Source organism: Chitinophaga oryziterrae (assembly GCF_009758125.1).
GTDB classification, from domain to species: domain Bacteria; phylum Bacteroidota; class Bacteroidia; order Chitinophagales; family Chitinophagaceae; genus Chitinophaga; species Chitinophaga oryziterrae.
Genome location: NZ_WRXO01000008.1, coordinates 300,323 through 325,754, shown reverse-complemented (window position 1 = coordinate 325,754; position 25,432 = coordinate 300,323). Strand labels below are relative to the sequence as shown.

Sequence of the window (25,432 nt, the reverse complement as noted above, 5' to 3'; positions counted from 1 at the left end):
ACTAGAACTATATGTTAAAAAGATATTTCCCTGCTCTGCTCATCACTATACTCTTCCTGGCCTGTGCAGATCCCAGCAAAGAAGATCAACTGAAAAAACTGAAACAGGAGAAGGCTAAACTGGACGCACAGATTACGGTGCTGGAAAAAGAAACCAGCAAAGGCGATACACTGAAGAAAAAGAAAACAGTAGTCATTACTGCCGTGCAGGATACCGTATTCGAACATTACATAGATGTACAGGGGAATGTAGATGCCCGTGAGAACGTAAACGTTTCTTCCCGTATCCCTGGTGTTATCACCGGCATCTTTGTAAAAGAAGGACAGACTGTAAGTAAAGGTCAGACACTGGCGCAGGTAGATGATCAGATCCTGAGAGCTAACCAGGCAGAACTGCGTACACAACTTGATCTGGCTAACACCATGTTCCAGAAACAGCAAAATTTATGGAACCAGAAAATAGGTTCTGAAGTACAATACCTGAATGCTAAAAATCAAAAGGAAAACCTGGAAAGGAAAATGTCTACCCTGCAGGACCAGATGGGACAGGCCAGGATCATTTCCCCTATCAACGGTACTGTAGATGCCGTGATCTCTAAACTGGGAGACAATGCAGCTCCTGGTACAACCTCTTTCCGTGTGGTAAATAACTCTAACCTGAGAATACTTGCCAATATAGCAGAAGCTTATTCCGGTAAAGTAAAAACAGGAGATGTGGTAGTGCTGAACTTCCCTGATATCGATAAACAGATCCGTACTAAAATAGGATTTGCTGCAAGAGTAATTGATCCGTTAAGCCGTACCATTAAAGTAGAAGTACCGCTGCAACCAGATCCGGCACTGCGTCCTAACATGATGGCTCAGATTAAGATTATCGATTACAGTGCGCCAAAAGCAATTGTAATACCAGTGAATGTAATCCAGTATTCTTTAGGTAAACCTTATGTGATCGTTGCACAAAACGGTATGGCAAAAAGAAGAGAAATAGTACTGGGACGTACTTACAATGATAAAGCAGAAATCAAGAGTGGCTTACAGCCAGGTGAAAACATTGTAACAATAGGTTACCAGGGATTGAATGATAATGACCTGATCCAGCAATAATAATTAAAACAAGGTTTATGCAAGATAATCTGAATAAAGAATTTAAACCTACCAGCTGGTCGATCGATAATAAGGTGAGTATTTATGTCGCTACTATTATCATCGCATTTGCAGGTATCATGTCATATCAGAGCCTGCCGAAGGAACAGTTTCCGGAAGTAGTGTTCCCTCAGTTTTATATCAGCACTATCTATAATGGTACTTCTCCGGAAGACATGGAAACGCTGGTAACAAAACCTATAGAAAAACAATTGGGTGGTATTTCCGGTGTGAAGTCTATCAAAAGTACTTCCATGCAGGATTACTCTGCCATCACCATAGAATTTGAAGCCAGTGAGAACATGGATGCCGCACGGCAGGAGGTAAGGCAGAAGGTGGATGATGCTAAAAAAGATTTGCCGGATAATCTTACACAGGAACCACAGATCATTAAGATAGATGTATCGCAGATACCTATTATGAACGTGAACCTGTCGGGTGACTTTGATCTGCAAACACTGAAAAAGTATGCAGATGAGATGCAGGACCGTATAGAGGCATTGACTGAAATTACCCGCGTGGATATTGTGGGTGCATTGGACCGTGAAATACAGATCAATGTTGATAAGTATAAGATGGAAGCTGCACAGGTGAGCTTTGATGATATCGGAAATGCCATTGCTGCGGAGAATAGAACGATCTCCGGTGGCCTTGTATCTATGGATGGTCAGAAGCGTACACTGAGCGTGAAGGGTGAGTATAAAGATGCCTCCAAGATAAAGAACATTGTGATCCGCGGACAATCAGGCGCTATCGTATATCTGCGTGATATCGCAGATGTAGTGGATGGTTTTGAAGAACAGGAGAGTTATGCACGTTTGAATGGTAAGAATGTAATCACCCTGAATGTCATTAAACAAAGTGGTAAGAACCTGATCGATGCCTCTGATAAGATCCGTAAGATCATTACTGATATGCAGAAGGATTATCTGCCTGCCGGACTGGATGTAAAAATCACAGCGGATCAGTCGGATAAAACACGTGTAACATTACATGATCTGATCAATACCATTATCATCGGGTTCCTTTTAGTAACATTAATTCTGATGTTCTTCATGGGAGCTATCAATGCGATCTTCGTTGCATTGTCCGTACCAATCTCTATGTTCATCGCATTCCTGCTGATGCCGGCCTATGGTTTCACATTGAATATGATGGTACTGTTCTCCTTCTTGTTAGCATTGGGAATAGTAGTGGATGATGCGATTGTGGTGATAGAAAACGTGCACAGGATATTTTATTCGCGTAAAGATCTTGGTATTGTCAAAGCCGCCAAGATGGCGGCAGGAGAGGTGTTCTTACCGGTGTTCTCCGGTACACTGACGGTACTGGCCCCATTCGTACCGTTGCTTTTCTGGCCTGGTATCATTGGTAGTTTTATGTTCTTCCTGCCAGTAACGTTGATCACTACACTGGGCGCCTCACTGATTGTAGCATATATTATCAACCCGGTGTTTGCGGTAGACTTTATGGACCGTCATGAAGGAGAAGCTCATCCGAAACCAAGGTTCGACAGGAAATTTGCCTACCTCACCGCCGTATTTATCTTCGTTACATTATTAGGATATATTTTGGGTGGTGCAGGAACAGGTAACTTCGTTGTATTTGTTTATCTCATGATAGTGCTGGAGCGTTTCTGGTTAGGTGGTGTCGCCCGCCGCTTCCAGAGTAACCTGTGGCCAAGAGTACAGGAGCGTTACAAGCGCGTATTGAAATGGTGTCTGATAGGATGGCGTCCCGTATGGATAGTGTTAGGTACATTCTGTCTGCTCATCTTTAGTATCATGTTGACTGTGATCCGTAATCCGAAGGTGGTATTCTTCCCTGAGGCTGATCCTAACTTCATCTATACTTACATAGAGTTGCCAATGGGTACGGACCAGAAATACACAGATTCTGTTACACATATTATAGAACAAAGGATTACCAAAGTGATGGGAGAAAATAATCCTATCGTGGAATCTATTATCTCTAACGTAGCCGTAGGTGCAGGGGATCCCTCGCAGATGGATATGAGTGTGCAGCCGCATAAAGGAAAGGTAACAGTAGCCTTTGTGGAATTCGGCAAACGTAATGGTGTTTCTTCCAAACAGTACCTGGACAAGATCAGGGCGGCTGCAAAAGGAATTCCTGGTGCAGATATTACTGTTGAACAGGAAAAGGGAGGTCCTCCGACAGGTAAGCCTATCAATATAGAAATTTCCGGTGATGAATTTGAAGAGCTGACATCAGGAGCGGATAAGCTGAAACGTTACCTGGATTCTTTACAGATAGCAGGTGTGGAAGAATTAAAAACAGATTTTCAGAGTAATAAACCGGAGATCCTGGTGAACATAGACAGGGAAAGAGCTAACCGTGAAGGTATTTCTACCACTACTATCGGTATGGCATTACGTACCGCATTGTACGGTCAGGAAGTTTCCAAGTTCCGAGATCCGGAAGATGATTACCCGGTGATGGTCCGTTTTAAGGAAAATGAACGGAACAATATCAATACGCTGATGAACCTGAATCTTGTTTACCGCGATATGACGATGGGCGGTGCTATACGCCAGGTACCGTTGTCAGCAGTAGCAGATATTAAATATTCCAACACCTATGCAAGTATCAAACGTATAGATCAGAAACGTGTTATTACGCTTTATTCCAATGTACTCACGGGTTACAATGCAAATGAAGTAGTTGCCCAGATTCAGGCAGCCATGCAGGATTTTCCTAAACCTCCGGGAACGTCTATCAAGATGACGGGAGAGCAGGAAGACCAGGCAGAAACATCGAACTTCCTGCTGATGGCGATGGTAGGAGCTTTTGGTCTGATCCTGATGATCATGGTAACCCAGTTCAATTCTATCGGAAGGCCGCTTATCATTTTCATGGAAATATTGTTCAGTATCATTGGGGTATTCCTCGGGTTCTCCATCTTCGGTATGGATATTTCTATTGTAATGACAGGGGTGGGGATCATGGCCCTGGCTGGTATTGTGGTACGTAACGGTATTGTACTGGTAGAGTTTACGGACCTGCTGGTAAAACAAAAGACACCTGTATACGAAGCTGTTGTAGAAGCCGGAAGAACACGTATGACCCCGGTATTGTTAACCGCGATTGCTGCCATTCTTGGTCTGATACCGCTGGCAGTAGGCTTTAACATTGACTTCGCCGGATTATTCTCTTCCTTCCAGCCACATATTTACTTTGGTGGAGATAACGTAGCATTCTGGGGGCCACTGGCATGGACAATGGTATACGGGTTAGTTTTTGCAACCTTCCTGACGCTGATCCTGGTGCCGGTGATGTATGCTATGAACAAGCGGTCTATCGATGTTCTGGACGAGTTCAAGTGGTCTCGTAAGCTGAAATATGTACCCTTCCTGGTATTGATATTGAAGATCACGATGAGTAAGGAAAATGTGAAGAAGCTCCATGACCCTGCTTATATATCTCCAAAGCCATACAGTTTCTTTGAAGATGAAGAGGAGGAAACACATTAAATGTTATAACAGAAATATTTTAGTCGATACACGTACAGTGTAACAGTTGTAGGTTTAAACAGATACCGCTCCGATTCCTCGGAGCGGTTTTTTTTTAGCCTTAACAAACTTTAACAATTAACTGCTGTCTCAATTACTTATTTTTGATAAACGAACCGGCCATTAGACGTTAACCCGTAAAGATGTGAGTAGGTAGAGAAACCGGATAGGCAGAACCAGAATAGAGACAGTTATGTTTGAGGTATCAAAGGCATTTGCTGAGGAACAGGATCAGAAAGACATTTTAGCCCCATTTAGGGAGCAGTTTTATTTTCCTCAGCGGAATGGAAAGAATGCTACATATTTTTGCGGTAACTCTTTGGGTTTGCAGCCAAAGAATGTAAAAGCAGCTATAGATCAGGAATTATATGATTGGCAGCAATGTGCTGTAGAGGGATATTGGGGAGCAAAGAATCCCTGGTTATATTATCAGCAATATTGCAGCCGTCCACTTACGGAGATAGTAGGAGCAGGTCAGGATGAGTTGTCAGTGATGAATACGCTCACGGTTAATCTTCATTTAATGATGATTAGCTTTTACCGGCCAACAAAACAGCGATTTAAAGTGTTAATGGAAGCGGGGGCATTCCCCAGTGATCAGTATGCTGTTGAAACACAGGTAAAACTGCATGGGTTAGACCCTGCTGAGGCGATCATAGAAGTATCACCGCGACAGGGGGAACATTTGATCCGGGAGGAAGATATTTTTAGGATAATTGAAGAAGAAAGTAGTAGCTTAGCACTTATATTATTGGGGGGAATAAACTATTATACCGGCCAATTGTTTAATATGCAGTCCATTACGGACGTGGCTCATAAAGCAGGAGCCTTAGTCGGGTTCGACCTGGCACACGTAGTAGGAAACGTACCTGTGAAGTTACACGACTGGAAAGTTGATTTTGCCGTGTGGTGCTCGTATAAGTATTTAAATGGAGGCCCCGGAGCTGTAGGTGGAGCATTTGTACATGAAAAACACGCCCGAAACCGAAACCAGCAGCGCTTAGGCGGCTGGTGGGGCAACGAAGAAGCCACCCGTTTTAAAATGGAGAAGGGTTTTGAACCCAAAGGCCGTGCAGAAGGCTGGCAATTGAGCACGGCACAAGTATTTAACATGGTAGCACTAAAAGCCTCATTGGAACTATTTGAGTCCGCTGGTATGGCCGCTTTAAGAGATAAGAGCATTAAACTCACCAATTATCTTGAATTCCTGTTAAAACAGATAGAAAACATAAATTTTGAAATAATTACGCCTAAAAATTGTAAGGAACGTGGTGCACAGTTATCTTTGTTATTCCATGACAGAGGTAAAGATATCCAACAAAAGATGACGGAAGCTGGTTTAATTGTCGACTGGCGCGAACCCGGAGTAATACGGATATCACCGGCACCCTTGTATAACTCTTATGGAGACGTATTTCATTTTTATGAAATAATAGCTAATATTGATTCAAACGCTTAATTAAGGTAAGATGACTTTTGAGAGAAACGAACGCCCCCGCAGGCCCTACTCTCCTCCTGGTGCAGATAAAGACCAAGATCCCAATAAGGAGAGACCAGGCGGTTACTACAAACCCGATTTTAATAACGAAAGGGAAGGCAGACCCGGTGGATACAACCGGGAAGGTAATGACAGACCTCCAACAAACTATAACAGAGACCGTGGTGAAGGCGGTGGTGGATATAATCGTGGCGGCGACCGTGATGGCGGTGGCGGCGGTGGATATCGTCCACGCGACAATGGCGGTGGCTATGGCGGCGGTGGTGGTTACAATCGTGATGGCGGTGGTGGCGGCTACAACCGTGGCGGTGACCGTGATGGCGGTGGCGGTGGATATAATCGTGGCGGCGACCGTGATGGTGGCGGCGGCGGTGGATATCGTCCACGTGAAGGCGGCGGCGGCTATGGCGGCGGCGGTGGTGGTTACGATCGCGGTGGCGGTGGTGGCGGCTACAATCGTGGCGGCGGCGGTGGCTACAACCGTGAAGGCGGTGGTGGCGGCGGTTACGACCGTGGCGGTGGTGGTGGTTACGATCGCGGAGGCGGTGGTGGCGGCTATAACCGTGGCGGTGGTGGCGGTGGCTACAATCGCGGAGGCGGTGGTGGCGGCGGCTATCGTGGCGGTGGCGGCGGCGGCGGAAGTCGTCCAAGCTTCGGCGGACAAAGACGTCCTTTCACTCCGAAACCTGATAACAAGATCTACTTTATCGCCTTACTCCCTACTGCTGAAGTAGGTAAGGAGATCATCAAAATAAAACAGGATTTTGCTGAAAAGTTCGGTCCGGTATATGCGCTGAAAGTTTTACCGCATATCACGCTTCAGGTACCTTTCACTGCAGACCCTGCACTGGAAAAATCCTTCTGCGATGAACTGGCTGAATTTGCTAAGACACAGGCGCCTTTCGAGGTTTCCCTGAACGGTTTTGGTACTTTCCCTAACAAGCAGAATCGTGTACTGTTCATCAACGTTGAAAAGAGCGAAACAATGGCCGCCCTTCACAGGCAACTGATCAACTTCCTCCGCAAGGAGTTTGGTTTCAGTACCATGCTGGCACGTACCGGTTTCACACCGCACGTAACAGTAGCGTTCAAAGATCTTGAAGATGCTCAGTTCGATAAGGCATGGCCGGAATACGAAAACAAAGAGTACAAAGCTACTTTCAAAGTAAATAATCTGTACTTCCTTCGTCATAACGGTAAATCCTGGGAAGTTCTGCAGAAATGCAAACTCGGAGGAGCCTGATAAAAAAGGAACATCAAAACATAAAGAGGGAGCCTGTAATACAGGCTCCCTCTTATTTTTTGTGGTAATGGTTTATTTAAAGTCAAGTTCGGTCAATTCTTTCCCCAAATCCTTTATCCCACCTAATATTTTTTGAGTCTGTTTTTCTGATGGAACCTTAATGCCATTTGCATATTGCGACAGTAATGACTGACTCATTCCAATCCGCTCTCCAAGCGCTTTCGCATTAATTACATTGTAGTATTCAAAAAATTGTTTAACATCAAGACGAATTGAAATGTCTGATTCTGATACAGGTTTTAATCCTTTATGGTCCCTGTATAAATTCATCGCATCAAAAATGTTTTGTTTCAACTCCATCATGTCTTTACCTGTTGTACTTACGAAGAGTTTATCGTCTTCAGCAAAAGCAGAAAAACCAGTACCAGTTTTTTCTACTCTAAATAAATACTTTTTCATACTTATTAATTTATATAAGGGTTATTATCTAAGACCTGCAAGTTTTAAAATTTTTGACTCCAACCCCTTACCTATTTCGTCACTGCCGTGGTCTGGGAAAACGATTTCTAGTCCCGGTTTATTGGGATGCACTATGATATATGGCTGCCCTTGCCTTGTCTGAGCATTGTCCATCCGGCCCGCAACAATTGTCTCTTCAGTTCAGAGCATTTCATTTTGAGGTTGCTTTAATATTCTATATCTAAGGTAATTAATTTATTACTTTTAAGGTAATATTTATATTACTTTTTAAAATAAAAAAAGGCCGGGTAATTACCCGGCCTCGTCTATTATACCTGCAACCTGCTATGAGTTCTTTTTCTTTAAGTGGTAAACTCCCTGCTCTTTCGTCCAGGTGGTTTCTGCTGTGCTTGCAACTACGTCCAGCACATTTTCCAGTTTTGGGTTATCGAAGAAATCTCCTCTGTAATCCAGGTGTGCTACTGTACTGTCCTCAATCACGATCTTCACATTGTAGTACGATTCCAGTGTGCTGATCACATCTTTTATCTGAATATTATTAAAGCGAAGTACATTCTCTTTCCATGCCATCAGGTTAGGATCAGAGATAGCAATCTCTTCTAACTGCTTATCTGTTTTAAAGATGGCTTTTCTGCCGCTGGTCAGTACCAGTCTGCTGGCAGACTTTTCTTCCGTTTTAAGGGAAACCGCTACTTTACCAGTGAGTACTGCTACTTCAACAGGTTGTGAGTCATACGCTTTAATATCGAAAGTAGTGCCCAGCACCTGCGTTTGCGTATGATTCGCATACACTACAAAAGGCCGGGCCTGTTCATGCGCTACATCAAAAAATGCTTCCCCTTCCAGGTATACCGCACGTTCTGCACCGGCAAGGTTGCTGGCATAATGAAGTCTGCTGTTCTGATTCATGAATACCTTGCTGCCATCCGGTAATACGACTTCTTTCTTTTCCATAGCTGCCGTCTGTACGGTTATCTCACGGGGATTCAGCAGGAAATACGCTGTACCGGCCCCTGCCAGTACCAGGAAGGCTGCCGCTATACGGAATGCATTCCGGTAAGGAGAGATACGTTTCACCGGCCGTATCTGCCGCTGAAATCGTTCCCAGTTACGCGCTGTATCAGGAACAAAATCAGTATCCGCCGTAGCTGCCAGGTCCCAGGTCTTTTTTATCTCATCATAATACCGGCTATTAGCCGTATCTTCTTCCAGCCAGGCCTGCAGAGACGCATGTTCCTCTTTACTGAGGCTGTTTTCCATCGCACGGACGATCAACGTTTCTATATCAAAGGTGTTAGGCATACCGTTAAAATTGTAAGAGTAATGCAATAATGAGGATGATCGTGTGCAGATAATCCTGCAAAGACACCCGTAATTTTTTTAATGCTGTCATCATCTGGTTCTCCACTGTTTTAATAGAGATACTCAGCGTAGTAGCTATTTCCCGGTATGATAGTTCTTCATAACGACTGAGAATGAAAATCTCCCGGCACTTCTCCGGCAAACGGTCAATCGCCTGTTGAATATGCTGCGTCGTTTGTTTCAATCCCAGGCTGGACGGTGCCGCCTGTATTGGTTCCATGTGATCTTCCAGTGACATATGCATGCCACGGCGTTTATTCTTGTCCAAATGATCCAATGCCATATTAATTGCTGCCCGGTGCAGGTATGCTTTGAAATATACGTCCTTCAGGGCGGCCCGACGGTTCCAGATCTTTATGAATACATCCTGCGCAAGATCCTCTGCTGTAGCAGTATCCTGCACAATCCGATAGATGGTTTTACAGACAAAAGGGAACCAGTTCCTGAAAAGCGTTTCCATAAACTGCTCTTCATCCTCCTGTAAAAGCTTTTGTAATTCGGCATTCTCCGGCATGGTGCAAAAATAAGATTTGTCGCTGTTCCTGCTGACATCGTTATTTGACTGACCAGAATATGCTACCATAGGCATAGCTTGCATGTGTGTGACGCTTTCGTACTTATAATTTTATAACTCTTCCTGATCCCTGTATATCTGTATTCACAGCGGGACTTCCTTTATACCGCACATTTCCACTGCCCCATATGCTCACATCCAGCGCGTGTGAAACACTGAGTGTTTGTTCGCCGGAACCCTTTACACTGATCCCTGCATCTGTACAGGCAAGGCCCAGCGCGCTGATATCTCCGCTGCCATTAACATCGCTGTTGTAAACACCCGCACTGCCATACAGCGTAACATCTCCGCTACCATTCACCAGCGTTCCCAGTTTGGGGGTTACTACTGTAAAACGTGCATTGCCACTGCCATTCACCGTATAATCAAAATTATCTGTGCGCAGTGTATCCGTATTATCAATACTACCTGAACCGGAGAAACTGACAACATGGTAATGTGCACTTTGCAGGTATACCTGAATGTCTTTATAAAAATTCAGTCTTACCCCTTTTTTTAAAGTGACATGCAGTGTGGTGCCACTTACATATGTATCTATCACACGCATTAAATTATCCTCTGCACTTATCTCTACATGTGTATCTGCCGCTTGTTTCAGGTGTACATAAAAAGGGCCGTCCACCGCTACATCCGTAAAATTACCAGTCTGGCGTTTTTCTGTTACTATAAGACCAGATCCGCCAAGTACTTCCTTGTTACAACCGGATAATATGAAGCTGAATATGACGATCATCAGCAACAACCATCCTATACCAAGACTGCTATAAACGATAATGACCTGTTTTTTAGCTGTATACATAATGGGGGAGATTTATGTTATACAGTTATAACGGGGTGAAGAAGAAATACCCCTATGGAATAGATAAAAAAAGAGAGCCGATCGTATTGAAATATGACCGGCTTTTTGATTAACCCCTATGAAAACCAACTATTGCTATTATTTATTATTCAGCTAATTTGATCTCTCCGAGATCTGTAGTTCTGTCATCCTCTACTTTCACATTTGTCACTGTCACATCTTTAAAAGGACTTTTAGCGCCTATAATCACTGTATAAGAACCTGCTTTGGCACCTTTGATAGTGAAAATCCCGTCTGTAACAGGAGATCTCAGTGTATCTGATCCCTGGAAGGCCCATACCTGTGAAGCAGCATCTGCCGGTGTTACTTTACCGGAGATTGATCCGGTATCCGCATTCTTAAATGCAAATGTTCCAATCACTGCCAGCGTAAATATGCTTACGAATATCTTTTTCATGTTAATGAGTTTTAAAGGTTAAAATGAATGAAATGGCGTAAGCATTTTTTAAAGAACTACATAGTAGAAAGGACAATTACCATGCCACAGGACCCTAATAAATTTATGATACAGTTTTTAACATTCATTTACGAATCCTTTAACAGTAAACAGGTTATGCTTTAACAAATTGCACACTTTTAACTATTTCCTGGTGGGGAACACTACTACACTCTGCCCCTTTGGCGCAACAAAAAGCCCCCTTCAATCAACGATTGAAGGGGGCTTAATTACTTATAAAGAGATATTATCTTCTGTTCAGTTTACTTAGTAAACGCAGGATTTCCAGATATAACCATATCAGGGTTACCAGGAGTCCGAAAGACGCATACCACTCAAAGTATTTAGGTGCACCCTGTGCAGCCCCGGTTTCGATCATATCGAAGTCCAGGATCAGGTTCAGTGCAGCAACAACTACGACCACCAGGGAGAAAATCACACCGATCATACTGCTGTCGTGGAGGAAAGGCATGTTGATATTGAACATATGCAGCACCATTGCCAGCAGGTAAAAGATAGCAATACCGGCAGTAGCAGTCAGTACAACCGCTCTGAACTTCTCAGTAGCACGGATGATACGGGTCCTGTAGAGGATCAGCATTGCTATGAAAGTACCGAAAGTAAGGCCTACCGCCTGTAAAACGATACCATCATACAGTCCGCTGTACATAGCTGAAAGAACCCCCAGGAACAGGCCTTCTGCCAATGCATAAGCCGGGGCCAGGTAAGGAGCCCACTCTTTCTTAATTACAATAATAACTGCCAGTATAAAACCGCCTATGCCACCTACCAGCAGGAAAGGCATGGTATTTTGTAGTCTTGCTTCAGCCCCCCAGGAATAAATGGCAGCAGCCATTACCATCAATAGCAGAAAGCCCATTTTAGCCACTGTTCCATTAATGGTCATTACACCATTGGAATGGTCGGCAGCAACAGACTGGAACGTTTTCTCCTTCAGGACAGGGTTATTGGATTCGAATAATGCCATGATATTAAAAATTTATCCTGCAAATTTACGATTCTGAATTGATAACAGATACACGTCTTCGCATCCCTATCACTTAAAGTTATACCGCATAACTTTTAGCTATGACGTACGTCAGCATAAAAGTCTATTCACTTTGTGTACTTTTGTAATAATGACCGCTTTGAAAAGCATATAATTATACAATGGATACTAGCTCCCGAATTGTTAAATTTACAGCCTGAAAAATATCGGTCAGTTAAATAAGCTAATAAATGTCAAATAGTTCGATTCAAAACATAGAGGATGTAGTGATCAAGTTTGCAGGGGACAGTGGTGATGGTATGCAGTTGACAGGTACCCAGTTTTCGAATAACACGGCCCTGTTCGGGAATGATCTTAGTACTTTCCCGGACTTCCCCGCAGAAATACGTGCCCCGATAGGCACTCTGCCCGGGGTGAGTGGTTTCCAGTTACACTTTTCATCTAACCGCATATTTACCCCGGGAGATGCCTGTGACGTGCTGGTAGCTATGAATGCTGCTGCACTGAAAGCAAACCTCAAGGGACTTAAAAAAGGAGGGATCATCATCGCCAGCACAGATGGTTTCGATGCAAAGAACCTTCGCCTCGCGAACTATCCGGAAGGGGTAAACCCGCTGGAAGATGGCTCCCTGGCTAACTATCAGCTCCATACCATAGATGTTACCAAACTGACACGCGAAGCGTTGAAAGACAGTACGCTGGGTATGAAAGAGAAAGACCGCGCGAAAAACATGTTCGTGCTGGGTTTCGTATACTGGATGTACGATCGTACACTGGAAAGCACACAGACCTTCCTGAACGAGAAGTTCGGTAAGAAACCAGATATCCTGGAAAGCAACCTGAAAGTACTACAGGCCGGATATAATTACGGGGATACCGTAGAAGCGTTCACTACCCGCTACCACGTGGAAAAGGCCCGCATGGAGCCTGGTACCTACCGTAGCATCACGGGTAATACCGCCCTTTCCTACGGGTTGATAGCTGCCGGTCAGAAGTCGAACCTGCCGTTGTTCCTGGGGACTTATCCTATTACACCTGCTTCGGACATTCTGCATGAACTGAGCCGTTATAAAAACTTTAATATACGCACTTTCCAGGCCGAAGATGAAATAGCCGGTATCACCTCCGCCATCGGCGCTTCCTATGGTGGACATATGGGTATTACCACTACTTCCGGTCCGGGTATGGCGTTAAAAGGTGAAGCAATGGGACTGGCAGTAATGCTGGAAATACCTTTGCTCATCATCAATATTCAGCGTGGTGGTCCTTCTACGGGCTTGCCAACCAAAACAGAGCAATCGGACCTGTTGCAGGCTTATTACGGTCGTAATGGCGAATGCCCTATGCCGATCGTATCGGCCTCTACACCTTCAGACTGTTTCAACGCAGTGTTCGAAGCCTTCCGCATCGCTGTACAGCACATGACACCGGTAATATTCCTGAGTGATGGATATATCGCCAACGGTGCTGAACCCTGGCGCTTCCCGCAGAGTGCAGATCTGCCGGAAATAGCTGTGAAGTTCAAAAAAGGACTGGAAGAAGGAGAGGAGCAGTTCCTGCCTTATCACCGGGATGAGAAACTGGTACGTCCATGGGCAGTACCCGGTACTCCCGGACTGGAGCATCGTATCGGTGGTCTGGAAAAGCAGAACGTCACCGGTAACGTGAGTTACGATCCGGAAAACCACCAGGTAATGGTGAAAATCCGCCAGGAGAAGATTGATAAGATCGCTGATCATATTCCGCCTCAGACAATAGAATTAGGCCCTGAAAAAGGGAAGGTACTGGTTTTGGGATGGGGTTCTACTTATGGCGCTATCAAGAGTGCAGTACTGGATCTGTTGTCAGAAGGTCATGAAGTAGCACATGCACATATCAGGTACATGCGTCCTTTCCCTAAAAACCTGGAAGAGATCCTGCACAATTATGATAAGATCCTGATTCCTGAGATCAATAACGGTCAGCTGATCAAAATTATCCGCGATCAGTTCCTGATTGATGCCCAGGGTTATCATAAAATTATGGGTGTTCCTATTACAAAAGGGGAACTGGTGATTAAGATCAGGGAAATGCTTCAATAACAAGACGTTATCATATTAATAACAAAATCCTGCCCACGTGGGCAGGATTTTGTATTTTTAATAACCTTATATGTTGACAATATAATTAGTACATTATAACAAAAGGAACAACTGTACGTTAGCTATATAGTAGCATATTCTTAGCCAAATTCTCGATTATGAAGGGTATCAACCTATTGATTATTTTTTTTCTCCTCTCTGGGAACTGGCTATATGGACAGAATCACGAGTATGAGATCCGTTTTGCGAACCGTGTTATTGGTAATGTGAGCGCTCATTGTAAACAGAACGGCACTGCTAAGAACATCTCTATACAAAGCAAAGTAGATATGCGGCCTCTTACCAGGTTCAGCCTCGACATCTCCTGCGAATTTGACAACAGTGTGATGGTAAGGTCCAAAGTGATTAAAGATTCAGGAAAAGAGGGGGATAGCAAATCTATTACGATTCAAAAGGATGGAAAGATCTATACCATAGTACAGAATGGGGAGAAGTCCATCCTGAACAATCCGGAGATCGCACACTCTGTATCTGAGTTATATTTTATGGAACCCCATCAGATCACCCGTATTTTTTCTGAATCAATAGGGACGTTTTTAAGCCTGAAAACGCTGGGTAACGGGTTATATGAGCTTACCCTGCCGGAAGGTAAAAAGAACATCTATAAATACGAAAAAGGGGTATTGATGCAGGTAGAAGTGAGCCAGACTTTTGGGAAGGCATATATCATCAGAGTATCGTAAAACAGAGAAGGATTAATCAACCCTTCTCTGTTTATATTTTATTCAATCACTCTCTCTATAATCTGTCCGCTCGCTTTATCTTTCAAGATTAATTTCTTCGCGCCAAAGTGTGTCATCTCTTCTTTCACCAGGTAATACTGCGCATCATATTCCACGAGTGTAATATGTTTGCTTAAACCACTCTTACCACGCCATATATCCAGTTTCACAGGTTCCCATAATTTGGTAGCCGCACTGCGGTAAGCAGCATCTAAAATAGCGTTCACTACATACCCGTCATAGAATGTTTCTCTTGCCGGACGGTTCCCTTCTTTTGCATGGAACATGTCCGCAAACATGTGATTATATCCCAGCTCATTCAACTCGTCACCCACCGGGAATAACCAGCCACTGTTACTCTCTGCTTTCTCTGCAACATAATCTGCACCCTTACCGGTAGTAAACATATCAAACCCTGTGCGTAAAAAGCTATTCAGCCATATGGTCCCTTCTGTTCCCATTACTTCATCACGAAGATCAAGTCCGCCGCGGAAAGTCCAGCTTACTTCAAACTGTCCTATCGCGCCATTCTCGTATTTCACAAGGCCGATCGCATGGTCCTCCGCATCAATCGGTTTTACCTGCGTATCCGCCCAGCACATCACCTCTACCGGTTTAATATCCTTGCCAATAAAACTGCGTGCAATCTCCACACAATGACAACCCAGGTCCAGGATACATCCGCCCCCTGCCTGTTCCTTATCCCAGAACCATTCACTATGAGGGCCAGGATGTGTTTCACGGGATTTAGCCCAGAGTATACGTCCCAGTGCACCATGCTGTACGCTGTCCAGCGCCTTCAGAAATTTAGGTGTATACACCAGGTCTTCCAGGTAACCATTAAAGATGCCTGCTTTCTCTACCGCTTCCAGCATGCGTTTTGCCTCTTCTGCATTACGCCCCAGTGGTTTGGTACAAATGACGCCCTTCTTATGCTTACAGCAAAGCGCCACTGCTGCTTCGTGCAGGTTGTTGGGCAAAGCGATACAAACGATATCCACATCCGGATGAGCAATAGATTCTTCCATATCCAGTGTCCAGTGATCAACGGAATAATCTGCGGCGAACTTCTTCGCACTCTCTTCCCTGCGGGAATAAATACTGACAATCTTATCCCGGCTTCTTTGTCCCTGCAGAGAATCTGCATAGAAACGACCAATAAAGCCGGAGCCTAACATGGAAATACGTTGCATAATTTCTGATTTAAAATGAGAACTCCGCAGTAAAATACTTCACTGCGGAGCGATATTTAAAATAACTGTTTATTACGCTACTTGTTTTTTGCCGTCGCGGAATAATGCCAGGAACAACAGGAATACTACCAGGGCAATACCTGCAGGTATCAGCCATATCTGACGCCAGAAATTCTCAACAGGATGAGTCGTATAGTAATCGGTAATGAAACCTGCAACCCAGAAACCGATCAGCATACCAAAACCATAAGTAGCCAGTGTAATTAAACCCTGTGCCGCACTTTTGTATTTTTCACCTGCCTGTGCATCTGTGTAGATTTGTCCGGATACGAAGAAGAAGTCGTAACATATACCATGTAATGCGATCCCTATCAGCAGCATGAAGGAGAGGTCAGTTCCGTTACCATATGCAAAGAGCGCATAACGAACAGCCCATGCCAGCATACCCACCAGAATGGTTTTCTTAAAACCGAACTTGCTGAAGAATACAGGTATCAGTAACAGGAACAATGTTTCAGAAACCTGGCCAATAGCCATTTTAGCGGTAACATTTTCTATGCCTGTCTGCTCTATGAACCGATGTGCGTTCTGATAGTAAAATGCCAGTGGTATACAAATGAGTATGGAAGAGATGAAGAACACGAGGAAGTTCCAGTTCTTCAGCAGTTTAATAGCATCCAGTCCAAGGAGAGATCCGATACTATCTTTCTCATTTTTATTTTTAATTGGAGGTGTTTTAGGAAGGGTAAAGCTGAACAGGCCAAGGATAAGTGAAGCCGCGCTGCCCATTGCAAAAGTATTTTTCAATTGACCTGCTTCTATGCCTGGTTTTCCATCCCAATGAAATACATAACTGATTAGCAGACCAGCCACGATCCAGCCTATAGTACCCCAGATACGGATAGAAGAGAACTCTTTTTCAGGATTCGTCATCTGACGGAAGGATACAGAGTTTACCAGGGCCAGCGTAGGCATATAACCCACCATATAACCAAATACATAAGGGAAGAAAGTACTGATATTATCTGCACGGAACATCAGGAACATCAACCCTGCGCCAATCAGGTGCAGCACTCCCAGGATCTTTTCTGCATTAAAATATTTATCAGCTATCAGCCCGATAATGAATGGTGCTACAATGGCACCGTAAGACTGAGTAGAAAATACACTGGCTGTTTCCTTTCCATCAGCATGGAGATTTGCCCCCAGAAATGTTCCCAACGTAACAAACCATGACCCCCAGATAAAAAACTCCAGGAACATCATAAACGACAATTGAATTCGGGTACCTGATTTCATAACGATTTTTAGTCTTAATAGTTTAGCGCTAAAAGATAAGTAAAATATTATCGAATTTCCAAATTAGAGGTACCAGTGGCGGGTATTATAATATTTTTTTCGGCATAACTGTAATAGCAGAACCTTCTGCAAGCAGTGCAGAGAGAGGTGTTTGCTGCAGCATCGGAACAAATTGTTCCCCATACAGTGCCGCTGTATCACATTGATAACTGAAGCCAGCAACAGGGTGTACTCTCCACTGGGGGTGAGTCACCTGGTATTCGCCGCTATGGGCGGTACCCATATGTGTATAGCCCCAGTAATGATCTGTAATAAAGGAGGCCTCACTGCCTTCTGTAATAGGAAGTGCTTCTCCGGAGGCAGTAGCTTTGAGATAATTCCAGTGTTGTCCTACTTTCCATTCATAGGCCACTTCCAGTTGTTCATCTGTATGTTTCCAGGAATGGCGCATCGGATGGGTAGCGTACTTCTCTTTATATATGGTGTTGGCTACAAAGGTGATCATCCTTTTAGGCACCACTTCTTTTACAAATACAACGCCTCGTTTCCAGATACCATCTTCCTTATACCGTACATAAAACCGGAGATTCACCTCTTCAAAATGACGGTGGAAGGGAAGGGAGAGCCCCATTACCCTGGTATTGGTAAAAAGGAAGCCTACCAGGCTGGCATAATGGGTATTATTCCAGGTATCCAGTTCGGTATGATGTGGTACAAATGGCTGTAATATAGCAGGATCGGCTTCAAAGTTGATCATGAGCAGGTTACGCCACTCAGCGGTAAGGAAGGGTTGGGCCATATTAATTACCTTTTACAAGGGAATGATAGTATTTACACACCGGCCGGAGTCCGCATTCACCGCATTTAGGCGTACGGGCCACGCAAATATAACGGCCGTGCAAAATTAGCCAGTGATGGGCAATATGTACCTTTTCTTCCGGTATATATTTCAGGAGTTGCTTTTCTGTCTGAAGAGGGGTAGTGGCATTGGTCGTAAGCCCAATCCGCGCTGATACACGGAATACATGTGTATCTACGGCCATATTGGGCTGATGATGTACCACGGAGGTGATCACATTGGCCGTTTTACGGCCAACACCCGGCAGGGTAATGAGTTCTTCCACAGTAGAGGGGATCTCTCCATGAAAATTTTCCACAACCATCCGGGCCATACCTATCAGGTGTTTGGTCTTATTGTTTGGATAACTGATACTGCGTATAAGAGGGAAGAGATCCTCAAATGTGGCGGTGCTGAGTGCTTCCACATCCGGGTAATTTTTAAAGATAGCAGGCGTGGTCATATTAACACGCTTATCTGTACATTGGGCAGACAGGATCACGGCTACCAGTAACTGGTAGGGATTGTCATAGATCAGCTCCGTTTCTGCATTGGGAGCATGTTCTTCGAAGTAGCTGAGAACAAAGGCAAAGCGTTCTTTCTTTGTCATACCGCGCAAAGGTAGGGCAAAATGGGAGCAATTATACCTGTCAAACAGTCACTTATTTTACCGGTTGCGTCTTTTTAGCGTAATCGGAGATTGCCTGCAATGTTTCAGGTCTTGGGGAAAAACGAATTGTATCAAGCGCTTTACGGGTTTGATTAAAACAAATTTGTTCTTCGCGTGATAGTTCCGGGTCTTGATCTTTCATCTTGTGTAGTTTATTGGCGCTATCAGTTACAGAGTATAAAGTAGAAAAAAGGTTTGTAGAATTCCCCATGCAAATGTATTTTTTTGTAAAAGACTAATTCATAACAGTATAACGGAGATTGTGCAGAATGTATTGTCAAAATAAATGAAATATTTCGAAACTAAAAATAAGCGGGACAGACGGAAAGTGGAGTGGATGCGGATTAACATTACTTTTTCTCTGTGATAATGAACAGGTCTTCATTATCTTTTTTCATCAGGTACTTTTCCCGGGCAAACTTTTCCAGTTTCTCCGGGCTGGAGAGTAATTCCTGCTGTTCTTTGCGGGTTTGGTCTATTTCCTGCTGGAAAAAAGCCTTCTGATCTTCCAGTTTGTTTACCTCAGACTGTAATTCGTACTGGGAAAGGAAGTTATTACGGTCCATAGATGACAACCATACTACAAATGCCACGGCAGCGATGAAAAACTTGTTTTTCATATAAGCGGGTATCCTGATGGATTTAAGTCTGGACATATGATTGAGTTTTAAAAAAATCCGGGTTTTGAAGTGACTCAAAACCCGGAAATATCGACCACTAATTAAAATATCGGCAATCAAAGATCAAATCCCGGAAATGCACGAAATCCAATCTGAAGTTTATTTCTTACTAAATTTAACGGTTTTTCCCGGATAAAAAGCCACTTCACCCAATTCCTCTTCAATACGGAGTAACTGGTTGTATTTAGCCATACGGTCCGTACGGGAAGCAGAACCGGTTTTGATCTGACCGCAGTTCAATGCTACTGCCAGGTCGGCAATAGTAGTGTCTTCGGTTTCACCGGAACGGTGGCTCATGATAGAAGTGTAACCAGCTTTGTGAGCCATGTTTACTGCATCGATCGTTTCAGTAACAGTACCGATCTGGTTTACTTTCACCAGGATGCTGTTAGCGATGTTCTGATCAATACCTTGTTTCAGGCGTTTTACGTTGGTAACGAACAGGTCATCACCTACCAGCTGTATTTTATCGCCCAAAACTTCGGTCATCTTTTTCCAGCCGGCCCAATCATCTTCTGCCATACCGTCTTCAATAGAAACGATAGGATATTTACTGCACCACTCAGCCCAGTAAGCAACCATTTCATCACTGCTGATTACTTTCTGTGAGCTTTTGTAGAATTTGTAAGTTTTAGTAGCATCATCGTACATTTCGCTGCTTGCAGCATCCAGTGCAATACCTACCTGCTCACCTGGTTTGTAACCAGCCGCTTCGATAGCCTGCAGAACTGTTTCGATCGCTTCTTCATTGCTCTGGATTTCAGGAGCAAAACCACCTTCATCACCTACGTTGGTGCTGTAACCTTTCTTTTTCAGAACAGATTTCAGGTGATGGAAGATTTCAACGCCCCAACGCAGACCTTCAGAGAAAGAAGGTGCACCAAAAGGAACGATCATAAATTCCTGGAAGTCGATTTTGTTATCAGCATGTGCACCACCATTGATGATGTTCATCAAAGGAACAGGCAGGGTAGTAGCGTTTACACCACCCAGGTAACGGTACAGGGGCAGGTTCACTTCTTCAGCAGCAGCTTTGGCAACAGCCATGCTCACTGCCAGGGTAGCGTTAGCGCCCAGTTTACCTTTGTTTTCTGTGCCATCCAGTTCAATCAGAAACTTGTCAATACCGGCCTGGTCCTTAATATCCCATCCAATAAGTTCCTCAGCAATGATATCGTTGATATTGTTAACAGCCTGCAGAACGCCTTTACCCATGTATACGGATTTGTCGTTATCGCGCAGCTCAACTGCCTCATGTTTACCTGTAGAAGCACCGGAAGGAACGGCAGCACGGCCAAAATGACCGTCTTCTGTGGTTACATCTACTTCTACCGTTGGATTTCCACGGCTGTCAAGGATTTGCCTGGCATGGATTTCTGAAATGATACTCATCTTTGTAAAGTTGTTTTATTATTTTAAATAAGCTTCAAGCTGCAACACGCAAGCGTCGCTACCTTGTAGCCTGAGGCTTGTCGGTCGTTAACTGCCTGAATATTGCTTCCAGGCTTTGCGAATTGCTCTGCAAAGAAAGGATGTTCCGGTTATTTATCAAAGCAAATTGTAAGAGGTTTTTCTGCACCTCTTCTATATTCGCAGCAAATAGCTGCCACGTCTGGGCATCCTGCTGTTTAATACGTATTACTCCTCCCAATTGCTGCAAATCTGATGATGAAGGAAGTGGTTCCCCAAAGGATACCTGTATATAACCATTTTCGGAGCCACCTTGTTGTAAGTTCTGTAAAGAATCATCCGCAATGATTTTCCCTTTGTTGATAATGATCACCCTGCTGCACATCGCCTCTACTTCCTGCATGATATGCGTACTCAGTACCACTGTCTTATTCTGCCCCAGGTCTTTGATCACCTGGCGGATATCTGCCAGCTGGTTAGGATCTAAACCAGATGTGGGTTCATCCAGGATCAGCACTTCAGGATCGTGTAATAATGCCTGAGCCAGTCCCACACGCTGTTTATAACCTTTTGAAAGGGCGCCTATCTTCTTTTTGCTTTCGGGTAGCAACCCGGTGAGGGCAATGATCTCTGCAATACGTTTATCACTGTTCGCTCCCAGGTTATGTACCCGGGCAATAAAGCCAAGGAACTCCTTTATATACATATCAGAATACAGGGGATTTGCCTCCGGCAGATAACCGACGCGTTGCCTTACTTCCATAGGATGGGTTACCACATCATAGCCGCAAACACTGGCCTGACCGCCACTGGGAGGCAGGTACCCCGTGATCATCTTCATGGTAGTACTTTTGCCGGCGCCATTTGGTCCCAGGAAACCTACCACTTCTCCCTTATTGAGAGAAAAGGAGATATCATCCACCGCCCGCTGCTCCCCGTATACCTTGCTTAACTGTGTAACTGTAATTGACATAAGGTTTTTCCGCTTTGGCGGGGCTAAAGTACGGAATTTAATCGTTCCCTGTAGGGGCATAATAAGGGGGAATTATTGTTTAGGTAGAAAAAGATCATTGCTTATCAGTAGGATAGTTATGATTATTAATACGATATTAACATTTTGAAAAATGGTTTTTAATAACAAAAACTTTTCTTCAAATTCACCCCTGAATACTTAATTTTATTGTTTGCTGACCGGATGTAACAACATAAATCTGACTTTCATGGCAATTAACTTACAAAAGGGACAAAAGATAGATATAGGACTTTCCAATATTAGTGTAGGTTTGGGATGGAATCCGAATGAGGGTACAGGAGGTGCTTTTGATCTCGATGCATCTGCTTTCATGATAGATGCCAACCGCTTGATACCATTGGAAGGATACTTCGTTTTCTACGGAAATACTACGTCTCCGGATGAAGCCTTACACCATTCCGGCGATGATCCTACCGGCGGTAACAGCGCAGGCGGAGATGATGAAATCATCAAAATAGATCTTTCTAAAGTAAACCGGGATATCAAAGAGATCCTGTTCGTAGTGACCATTCATGAAGCTACCGGCAGAAGACAAAACTTCGGACAGGTACGCGATTCGTATATCCGTATCGTTAATGATGCCAACGGAGAAGAAATTGCAAAGTATGAACTGGGTGAAGACTTCTCCATAGAAACAGGCGTTGAATTCGGCCGCCTCTATTCCCGCGATGGCAAATGGCGCTTCGAAGCCTCTGGTATAGGCTACAAAGAAGAACTGGCTTATTTTCTCTCCAAATATTACAAAGGGCAGATCATTAAATAAAATCTGAGACACATGGCAATAAATCTTGTAAAAGGTCAGACTATCGACCTGCGTAAAAACGACAAAGGAGAAAGTTTTGATCTGTCTACCGTAACAATAGGACTGGGATGGGACATCCGCAAAAAGAGCGGTGGCGGCGGATTCCTGGGAAAACTCCTGGGTGGTGCAAAAGAAGATGAATTCGATCTGGATGCAATAGCTTTTCTGCTGGATAAAAATGGTAAAGTGGCGGACCTGGGTAAAACCGTGAAAGCAAATGATGGGCGCAATATCGGTTTGTACGGAAGCGATGTGATATTTTTCAATAGCATGAAACACCCTTCCGGTAATATCTGGCTCACAGGTGATAACCGTACCGGTGCAGGTGATGGAGATGATGAACAGATCGTTGTAAAGCTGGAGAGCCTCGATCCTAAATACGATAAGATCCTCTTTATGGTAACGATCTACCAGGGCCGTCAGCGTAATCAGCATTTCGGTGGAGTAGAAAACGCATTCATACGTGCCGTAGACAGTAAAGGAAAAGAAATTGCAAAGTTCAACCTCTCTGCAAACAGTGCTTATAATAATATGTGCGCAATGGTGTTTGCAGAAGTATACCGTAAAGATGGTACCTGGAAATTCAGAGCAATAGGAGATCCACAGGCTACAGATAGTTTCATGGATATACTTAAAAACTATGCCTATTAAATAAAGACCGGAGACCGCATTCTGTAACTTATATGCGAACTGAACAGCGGCGGGAGTAAGCATACAGGAGGGAACTGCCCTTTAATTAACCCTTAAACAAGTTGTTTATGAAAGATGTATTTGCCCTACATCGCATCGTAGATGCCAGTGAATTCTCATTTGATCCGGCTGCCTACAGCCGTTTTAAATTTGGAGATGGCATTGCTGCGGATGCATTTGGAACAGCCCTTGCCAATGGATTCATCACCACGCACGATACCGCTCTGTTACAGAGCGAACAACTGGTGATATTGCCCAGCCCTTACACTGCAATACCCACCGCGTCTTATTTCCTGACGCTTGCTTTTACGAAAGTACTGAACCGCTTTCTTTGTATGAATGGCCGTAGCCCGGCAGAAACTTCCAAAATACACCGTTTCAAAACATACAGTATTGATTACGGTGCATTGGACATGCAAAGCAGGAAAGCCCTTATCATCAACGATAAGTATCATCTCGATAAAGAATTCCTGCAGGATAAAACACTGATCTTTACCGATGATATCCGTATAACGGGCAGCCATGAACTGATTATCCGCAACCTGCTGGAAGGCTACGCGCTGGATAATGATGCCTGGTTCCTCTATTATGCCCAGTTGCATAATATGGATATCCATCCCAACATCGAAAACAAACTGAATTATTATACCGTTAACTCCCTGCCAAGCCTGGCAGAAATATTAAAAGGCCCCTCTTTCCGGTTCAATACCCGGGTAGTGAAGTATATCCTGCATGCGCCGGCACAGGAATTTGAACACCTGTTGTCCCTGCAGTCAACCGCTTTTCTATTGGAACTGGGCGACTGCTGCCTTGGTAATAACTATCACCAGATGAAGGAATACCGGGAGAATGCGATCTATCTTTTCAATCATCTGCAGAAAACCGTCCCCTCCTGGCAATTGGTCTTAAAACCTGAATTACAGCTGATATAGAATAATTGAGCTTGTATTGGTGATGGAAACAGGCTAGATTTACACCGAAAACTAAAAACATATCAGCAAATGAACGAATTAATTCAACAGATCATTAATAACCCGATTCCCTCTTTACTGATCGTAGGGAACCTGATCATTATTGAAAGCCTGTTGTCTGTGGATAATGCTGCAGTATTGGCAACAATGGTAATGGACTTACCTAAAGAGAGACGTAACAAAGCATTAAAGTATGGTATCATTGGTGCTTACTTTTTCCGTGGCATCTGTCTGCTGTTCGCATCGTTCCTCATAAAAGTATGGTGGTTGAAGCCAATCGGGGGTTTATACCTCTTATATCTCACCTTTGATTACTTTAAAGGTAGAGCCGCCAAAGCAAAAGCTGCTGAAGCCGGTGAATCAGAAGAGGAGGCTGTAGATAAAAACAGTAACTGGTTATATAAAGCAACAATAGGATGGATGGGCCAGTTCTGGGCTACCGTAGCACTGGTAGAACTGATGGACCTTGCATTTTCTATCGATAACGTATTTGCAGCAGTCGCTTTCAGTGATAATATCGTATTGATCTGGACCGGCGTATTCATTGGTATCCTGGCGATGCGTTTTGTTGCACAGGGCTTCGTAACACTGATGGAAAAATTCCCTTTCCTGGAAACAGCCGCCTTCCTGGTAATTGGTGTATTAGGTATAAAACTGATGTTGTCTTTATACGAACACTTCTATCCGGAAACTGCTACATCTAAATTCCTGGAAAGTCACGAAGCAGATTGGGCTACGTCCATTCTCACTGTTTCTATCTTCCTGGTGCCATTAATAACAAGCTGGTTATTCAATTATCCCAAGAGACAGAAATTAGGAGAAGTAAAATAATTCTTCCTGGCCGGCTTCA

Annotated in this window: 25 protein-coding genes; 10 read left to right on the top strand and 15 right to left on the bottom strand. The window is 44.0% G+C overall.

Annotation, left to right across the window (positions count from 1 at the left end; genetic code table 11):
* The first annotated feature begins 11 nt into the window (after positions 1-11).
* From GO495_RS24340 to GO495_RS32260, 4 genes are all read left to right on the top strand, one after another.
* A complete protein-coding gene (locus GO495_RS24340) occupies positions 12-1,103 on the top strand; it encodes an efflux RND transporter periplasmic adaptor subunit (RefSeq protein ID WP_157302551.1) in 1,092 nt (363 codons plus the stop codon).
* A 17-nt stretch (positions 1,104-1,120) separates the two neighbouring features.
* Entirely contained in the window at positions 1,121-4,633 is a 3,513-nt protein-coding gene (locus tag GO495_RS24335) for an efflux RND transporter permease subunit (protein WP_157302550.1), read from the top strand.
* A 232-nt stretch (positions 4,634-4,865) separates the two neighbouring features.
* The gene (gene kynU, locus GO495_RS24330; protein WP_157302549.1) at positions 4,866-6,131 is read left to right on the top strand and encodes a kynureninase; all 1,266 of its coding nucleotides are present in this window, start codon (positions 4,866-4,868) and stop codon (positions 6,129-6,131) included.
* A 10-nt stretch (positions 6,132-6,141) separates the two neighbouring features.
* Positions 6,142-7,413 (top strand): 2'-5' RNA ligase family protein, encoded by a 1,272-nt coding sequence (locus tag GO495_RS32260; protein WP_240915314.1) that lies wholly within the window; start codon positions 6,142-6,144, stop codon positions 7,411-7,413.
* A 72-nt stretch (positions 7,414-7,485) separates the two neighbouring features.
* On the opposite strand, the gene GO495_RS24315 is transcribed toward GO495_RS32260, so the two are convergent.
* The 7 genes from GO495_RS24315 to GO495_RS24285 form a co-directional block, all read right to left on the bottom strand.
* On the bottom strand, positions 7,486-7,872 hold the full coding sequence (locus GO495_RS24315) for a helix-turn-helix domain-containing protein (RefSeq protein ID WP_157302548.1): 387 nt from the start codon (positions 7,870-7,872) through the stop codon (positions 7,486-7,488).
* Positions 7,873-7,896: 24 nt separating this feature from the next.
* Complete coding sequence (locus GO495_RS32765) at positions 7,897-8,046, bottom strand: type II toxin-antitoxin system HicA family toxin (RefSeq protein WP_205691318.1); 150 nt, start codon at positions 8,044-8,046, stop codon at positions 7,897-7,899.
* A 171-nt stretch (positions 8,047-8,217) separates the two neighbouring features.
* Positions 8,218-9,195, bottom strand: a complete 978-nt coding sequence (locus GO495_RS24305) for a FecR domain-containing protein (protein ID WP_157302547.1) — start codon at positions 9,193-9,195, stop codon at positions 8,218-8,220.
* Positions 9,196-9,199: 4 nt separating this feature from the next.
* Entirely contained in the window at positions 9,200-9,838 is a 639-nt protein-coding gene (locus tag GO495_RS24300) for an RNA polymerase sigma factor (protein ID WP_157302546.1), read from the bottom strand.
* Between the two features lie 34 nt (positions 9,839-9,872).
* The gene (locus GO495_RS24295; protein WP_157302545.1) at positions 9,873-10,628 is read right to left on the bottom strand and encodes a head GIN domain-containing protein; all 756 of its coding nucleotides are present in this window, start codon (positions 10,626-10,628) and stop codon (positions 9,873-9,875) included.
* Positions 10,629-10,773: 145 nt separating this feature from the next.
* Entirely contained in the window at positions 10,774-11,085 is a 312-nt protein-coding gene (locus GO495_RS24290; protein ID WP_157302544.1) for a peptidase associated/transthyretin-like domain-containing protein, read from the bottom strand.
* Between the two features lie 286 nt (positions 11,086-11,371).
* Positions 11,372-12,112, bottom strand: a complete 741-nt coding sequence (locus tag GO495_RS24285) for a Bax inhibitor-1/YccA family protein (RefSeq protein ID WP_157302543.1) — start codon at positions 12,110-12,112, stop codon at positions 11,372-11,374.
* A 251-nt stretch (positions 12,113-12,363) separates the two neighbouring features.
* Between GO495_RS24285 and GO495_RS24280 the strand changes: the two genes are divergently transcribed.
* Both GO495_RS24280 and GO495_RS24275 read left to right on the top strand, forming a co-directional pair.
* A complete protein-coding gene (locus tag GO495_RS24280) occupies positions 12,364-14,214 on the top strand; it encodes a 2-oxoacid:acceptor oxidoreductase subunit alpha (RefSeq protein WP_157302542.1) in 1,851 nt (616 codons plus the stop codon).
* Positions 14,215-14,372: 158 nt separating this feature from the next.
* Positions 14,373-14,957, top strand: coding sequence for a DUF6134 family protein (locus GO495_RS24275; protein WP_157302541.1), 585 nt, complete (start codon positions 14,373-14,375; stop codon positions 14,955-14,957).
* A 38-nt stretch (positions 14,958-14,995) separates the two neighbouring features.
* Here the strand turns inward: GO495_RS24275 and GO495_RS24270 are convergent, their stop codons facing one another.
* The 8 genes from GO495_RS24270 to gldA form a co-directional block, all read right to left on the bottom strand.
* Positions 14,996-16,189 (bottom strand): Gfo/Idh/MocA family protein, encoded by a 1,194-nt coding sequence (locus GO495_RS24270; RefSeq protein ID WP_157302540.1) that lies wholly within the window; start codon positions 16,187-16,189, stop codon positions 14,996-14,998.
* Positions 16,190-16,261: 72 nt separating this feature from the next.
* Positions 16,262-17,488 carry a nucleoside permease gene (locus GO495_RS24265; RefSeq protein WP_157302539.1) on the bottom strand — a complete coding sequence of 409 codons (1,227 nt, stop codon included), beginning with the start codon at positions 17,486-17,488 and terminating at the stop codon, positions 16,262-16,264.
* 85 nt (positions 17,489-17,573) lie between these two features.
* Complete coding sequence (locus GO495_RS24260) at positions 17,574-18,287, bottom strand: YqjF family protein (protein WP_157302538.1); 714 nt, start codon at positions 18,285-18,287, stop codon at positions 17,574-17,576.
* A 1-nt stretch (position 18,288) separates the two neighbouring features.
* Positions 18,289-18,936: an endonuclease III gene (gene nth, locus GO495_RS24255; protein ID WP_157302537.1), complete on the bottom strand. Its 648-nt coding sequence runs from the start codon at positions 18,934-18,936 to the stop codon at positions 18,289-18,291.
* A gap of 52 nt (positions 18,937-18,988) precedes the next feature.
* On the bottom strand, positions 18,989-19,138 hold the full coding sequence (locus GO495_RS24250; RefSeq protein WP_157302536.1) for a hypothetical protein: 150 nt from the start codon (positions 19,136-19,138) through the stop codon (positions 18,989-18,991).
* 208 nt (positions 19,139-19,346) lie between these two features.
* The gene (locus GO495_RS24245) at positions 19,347-19,652 is read right to left on the bottom strand and encodes an FtsB family cell division protein (protein WP_157302535.1); all 306 of its coding nucleotides are present in this window, start codon (positions 19,650-19,652) and stop codon (positions 19,347-19,349) included.
* 123 nt (positions 19,653-19,775) lie between these two features.
* Positions 19,776-21,068, bottom strand: a complete 1,293-nt coding sequence (gene eno / locus GO495_RS24240; RefSeq protein WP_157302534.1) for a phosphopyruvate hydratase — start codon at positions 21,066-21,068, stop codon at positions 19,776-19,778.
* A 58-nt stretch (positions 21,069-21,126) separates the two neighbouring features.
* Positions 21,127-22,059: a gliding motility-associated ABC transporter ATP-binding subunit GldA gene (gene gldA, locus GO495_RS24235; protein WP_157302533.1), complete on the bottom strand. Its 933-nt coding sequence runs from the start codon at positions 22,057-22,059 to the stop codon at positions 21,127-21,129.
* Positions 22,060-22,306: 247 nt separating this feature from the next.
* On the opposite strand from gldA, the gene GO495_RS24230 reads away from it, so the two are divergent.
* From GO495_RS24230 to GO495_RS24215, 4 genes are all read left to right on the top strand, one after another.
* Complete coding sequence (locus GO495_RS24230) at positions 22,307-22,882, top strand: TerD family protein (RefSeq protein ID WP_157302532.1); 576 nt, start codon at positions 22,307-22,309, stop codon at positions 22,880-22,882.
* Between the two features lie 12 nt (positions 22,883-22,894).
* A complete protein-coding gene (locus tag GO495_RS24225; RefSeq protein WP_157302531.1) occupies positions 22,895-23,572 on the top strand; it encodes a TerD family protein in 678 nt (225 codons plus the stop codon).
* A 107-nt stretch (positions 23,573-23,679) separates the two neighbouring features.
* Positions 23,680-24,543 carry a phosphoribosyltransferase family protein gene (locus GO495_RS24220; RefSeq protein WP_157302530.1) on the top strand — a complete coding sequence of 288 codons (864 nt, stop codon included), beginning with the start codon at positions 23,680-23,682 and terminating at the stop codon, positions 24,541-24,543.
* Between the two features lie 69 nt (positions 24,544-24,612).
* A complete protein-coding gene (locus tag GO495_RS24215) occupies positions 24,613-25,413 on the top strand; it encodes a TerC family protein (RefSeq protein WP_157302529.1) in 801 nt (266 codons plus the stop codon).
* Positions 25,414-25,432: the final 19 nt, after the last annotated feature.

Bases quoted from the DNA above. Each gene is read 5' to 3' on its own strand.
- GO495_RS24340 (WP_157302551.1), top strand. From the start codon at position 12: ATGTTAAAAAGATATTTCCCTGCTCTGCTCATCACTATACTCTTCCTG.
- GO495_RS24335 (WP_157302550.1), top strand. From the start codon at position 1,121: ATGCAAGATAATCTGAATAAAGAATTTAAACCTACCAGCTGGTCGATC.
- kynU (WP_157302549.1), top strand. From the start codon at position 4,866: ATGTTTGAGGTATCAAAGGCATTTGCTGAGGAACAGGATCAGAAAGAC.
- GO495_RS32260 (WP_240915314.1), top strand. From the start codon at position 6,142: ATGACTTTTGAGAGAAACGAACGCCCCCGCAGGCCCTACTCTCCTCCT.
- GO495_RS24315 (WP_157302548.1), bottom strand. From the start codon at position 7,872: ATGAAAAAGTATTTATTTAGAGTAGAAAAAACTGGTACTGGTTTTTCT.
- GO495_RS32765 (WP_205691318.1), bottom strand. From the start codon at position 8,046: ATGGACAATGCTCAGACAAGGCAAGGGCAGCCATATATCATAGTGCAT.
- GO495_RS24305 (WP_157302547.1), bottom strand. From the start codon at position 9,195: ATGCCTAACACCTTTGATATAGAAACGTTGATCGTCCGTGCGATGGAA.
- GO495_RS24300 (WP_157302546.1), bottom strand. From the start codon at position 9,838: ATGGTAGCATATTCTGGTCAGTCAAATAACGATGTCAGCAGGAACAGC.
- GO495_RS24295 (WP_157302545.1), bottom strand. From the start codon at position 10,628: ATGTATACAGCTAAAAAACAGGTCATTATCGTTTATAGCAGTCTTGGT.
- GO495_RS24290 (WP_157302544.1), bottom strand. From the start codon at position 11,085: ATGAAAAAGATATTCGTAAGCATATTTACGCTGGCAGTGATTGGAACA.
- GO495_RS24285 (WP_157302543.1), bottom strand. From the start codon at position 12,112: ATGGCATTATTCGAATCCAATAACCCTGTCCTGAAGGAGAAAACGTTC.
- GO495_RS24280 (WP_157302542.1), top strand. From the start codon at position 12,364: ATGTCAAATAGTTCGATTCAAAACATAGAGGATGTAGTGATCAAGTTT.
- GO495_RS24275 (WP_157302541.1), top strand. From the start codon at position 14,373: ATGAAGGGTATCAACCTATTGATTATTTTTTTTCTCCTCTCTGGGAAC.
- GO495_RS24270 (WP_157302540.1), bottom strand. From the start codon at position 16,189: ATGCAACGTATTTCCATGTTAGGCTCCGGCTTTATTGGTCGTTTCTAT.
- GO495_RS24265 (WP_157302539.1), bottom strand. From the start codon at position 17,488: ATGAAATCAGGTACCCGAATTCAATTGTCGTTTATGATGTTCCTGGAG.
- GO495_RS24260 (WP_157302538.1), bottom strand. From the start codon at position 18,287: ATGGCCCAACCCTTCCTTACCGCTGAGTGGCGTAACCTGCTCATGATC.
- nth (WP_157302537.1), bottom strand. From the start codon at position 18,936: ATGACAAAGAAAGAACGCTTTGCCTTTGTTCTCAGCTACTTCGAAGAA.
- GO495_RS24250 (WP_157302536.1), bottom strand. From the start codon at position 19,138: ATGAAAGATCAAGACCCGGAACTATCACGCGAAGAACAAATTTGTTTT.
- GO495_RS24245 (WP_157302535.1), bottom strand. From the start codon at position 19,652: ATGTCCAGACTTAAATCCATCAGGATACCCGCTTATATGAAAAACAAG.
- eno (WP_157302534.1), bottom strand. From the start codon at position 21,068: ATGAGTATCATTTCAGAAATCCATGCCAGGCAAATCCTTGACAGCCGT.
- gldA (WP_157302533.1), bottom strand. From the start codon at position 22,059: ATGTCAATTACAGTTACACAGTTAAGCAAGGTATACGGGGAGCAGCGG.
- GO495_RS24230 (WP_157302532.1), top strand. From the start codon at position 22,307: ATGGCAATTAACTTACAAAAGGGACAAAAGATAGATATAGGACTTTCC.
- GO495_RS24225 (WP_157302531.1), top strand. From the start codon at position 22,895: ATGGCAATAAATCTTGTAAAAGGTCAGACTATCGACCTGCGTAAAAAC.
- GO495_RS24220 (WP_157302530.1), top strand. From the start codon at position 23,680: ATGAAAGATGTATTTGCCCTACATCGCATCGTAGATGCCAGTGAATTC.
- GO495_RS24215 (WP_157302529.1), top strand. From the start codon at position 24,613: ATGAACGAATTAATTCAACAGATCATTAATAACCCGATTCCCTCTTTA.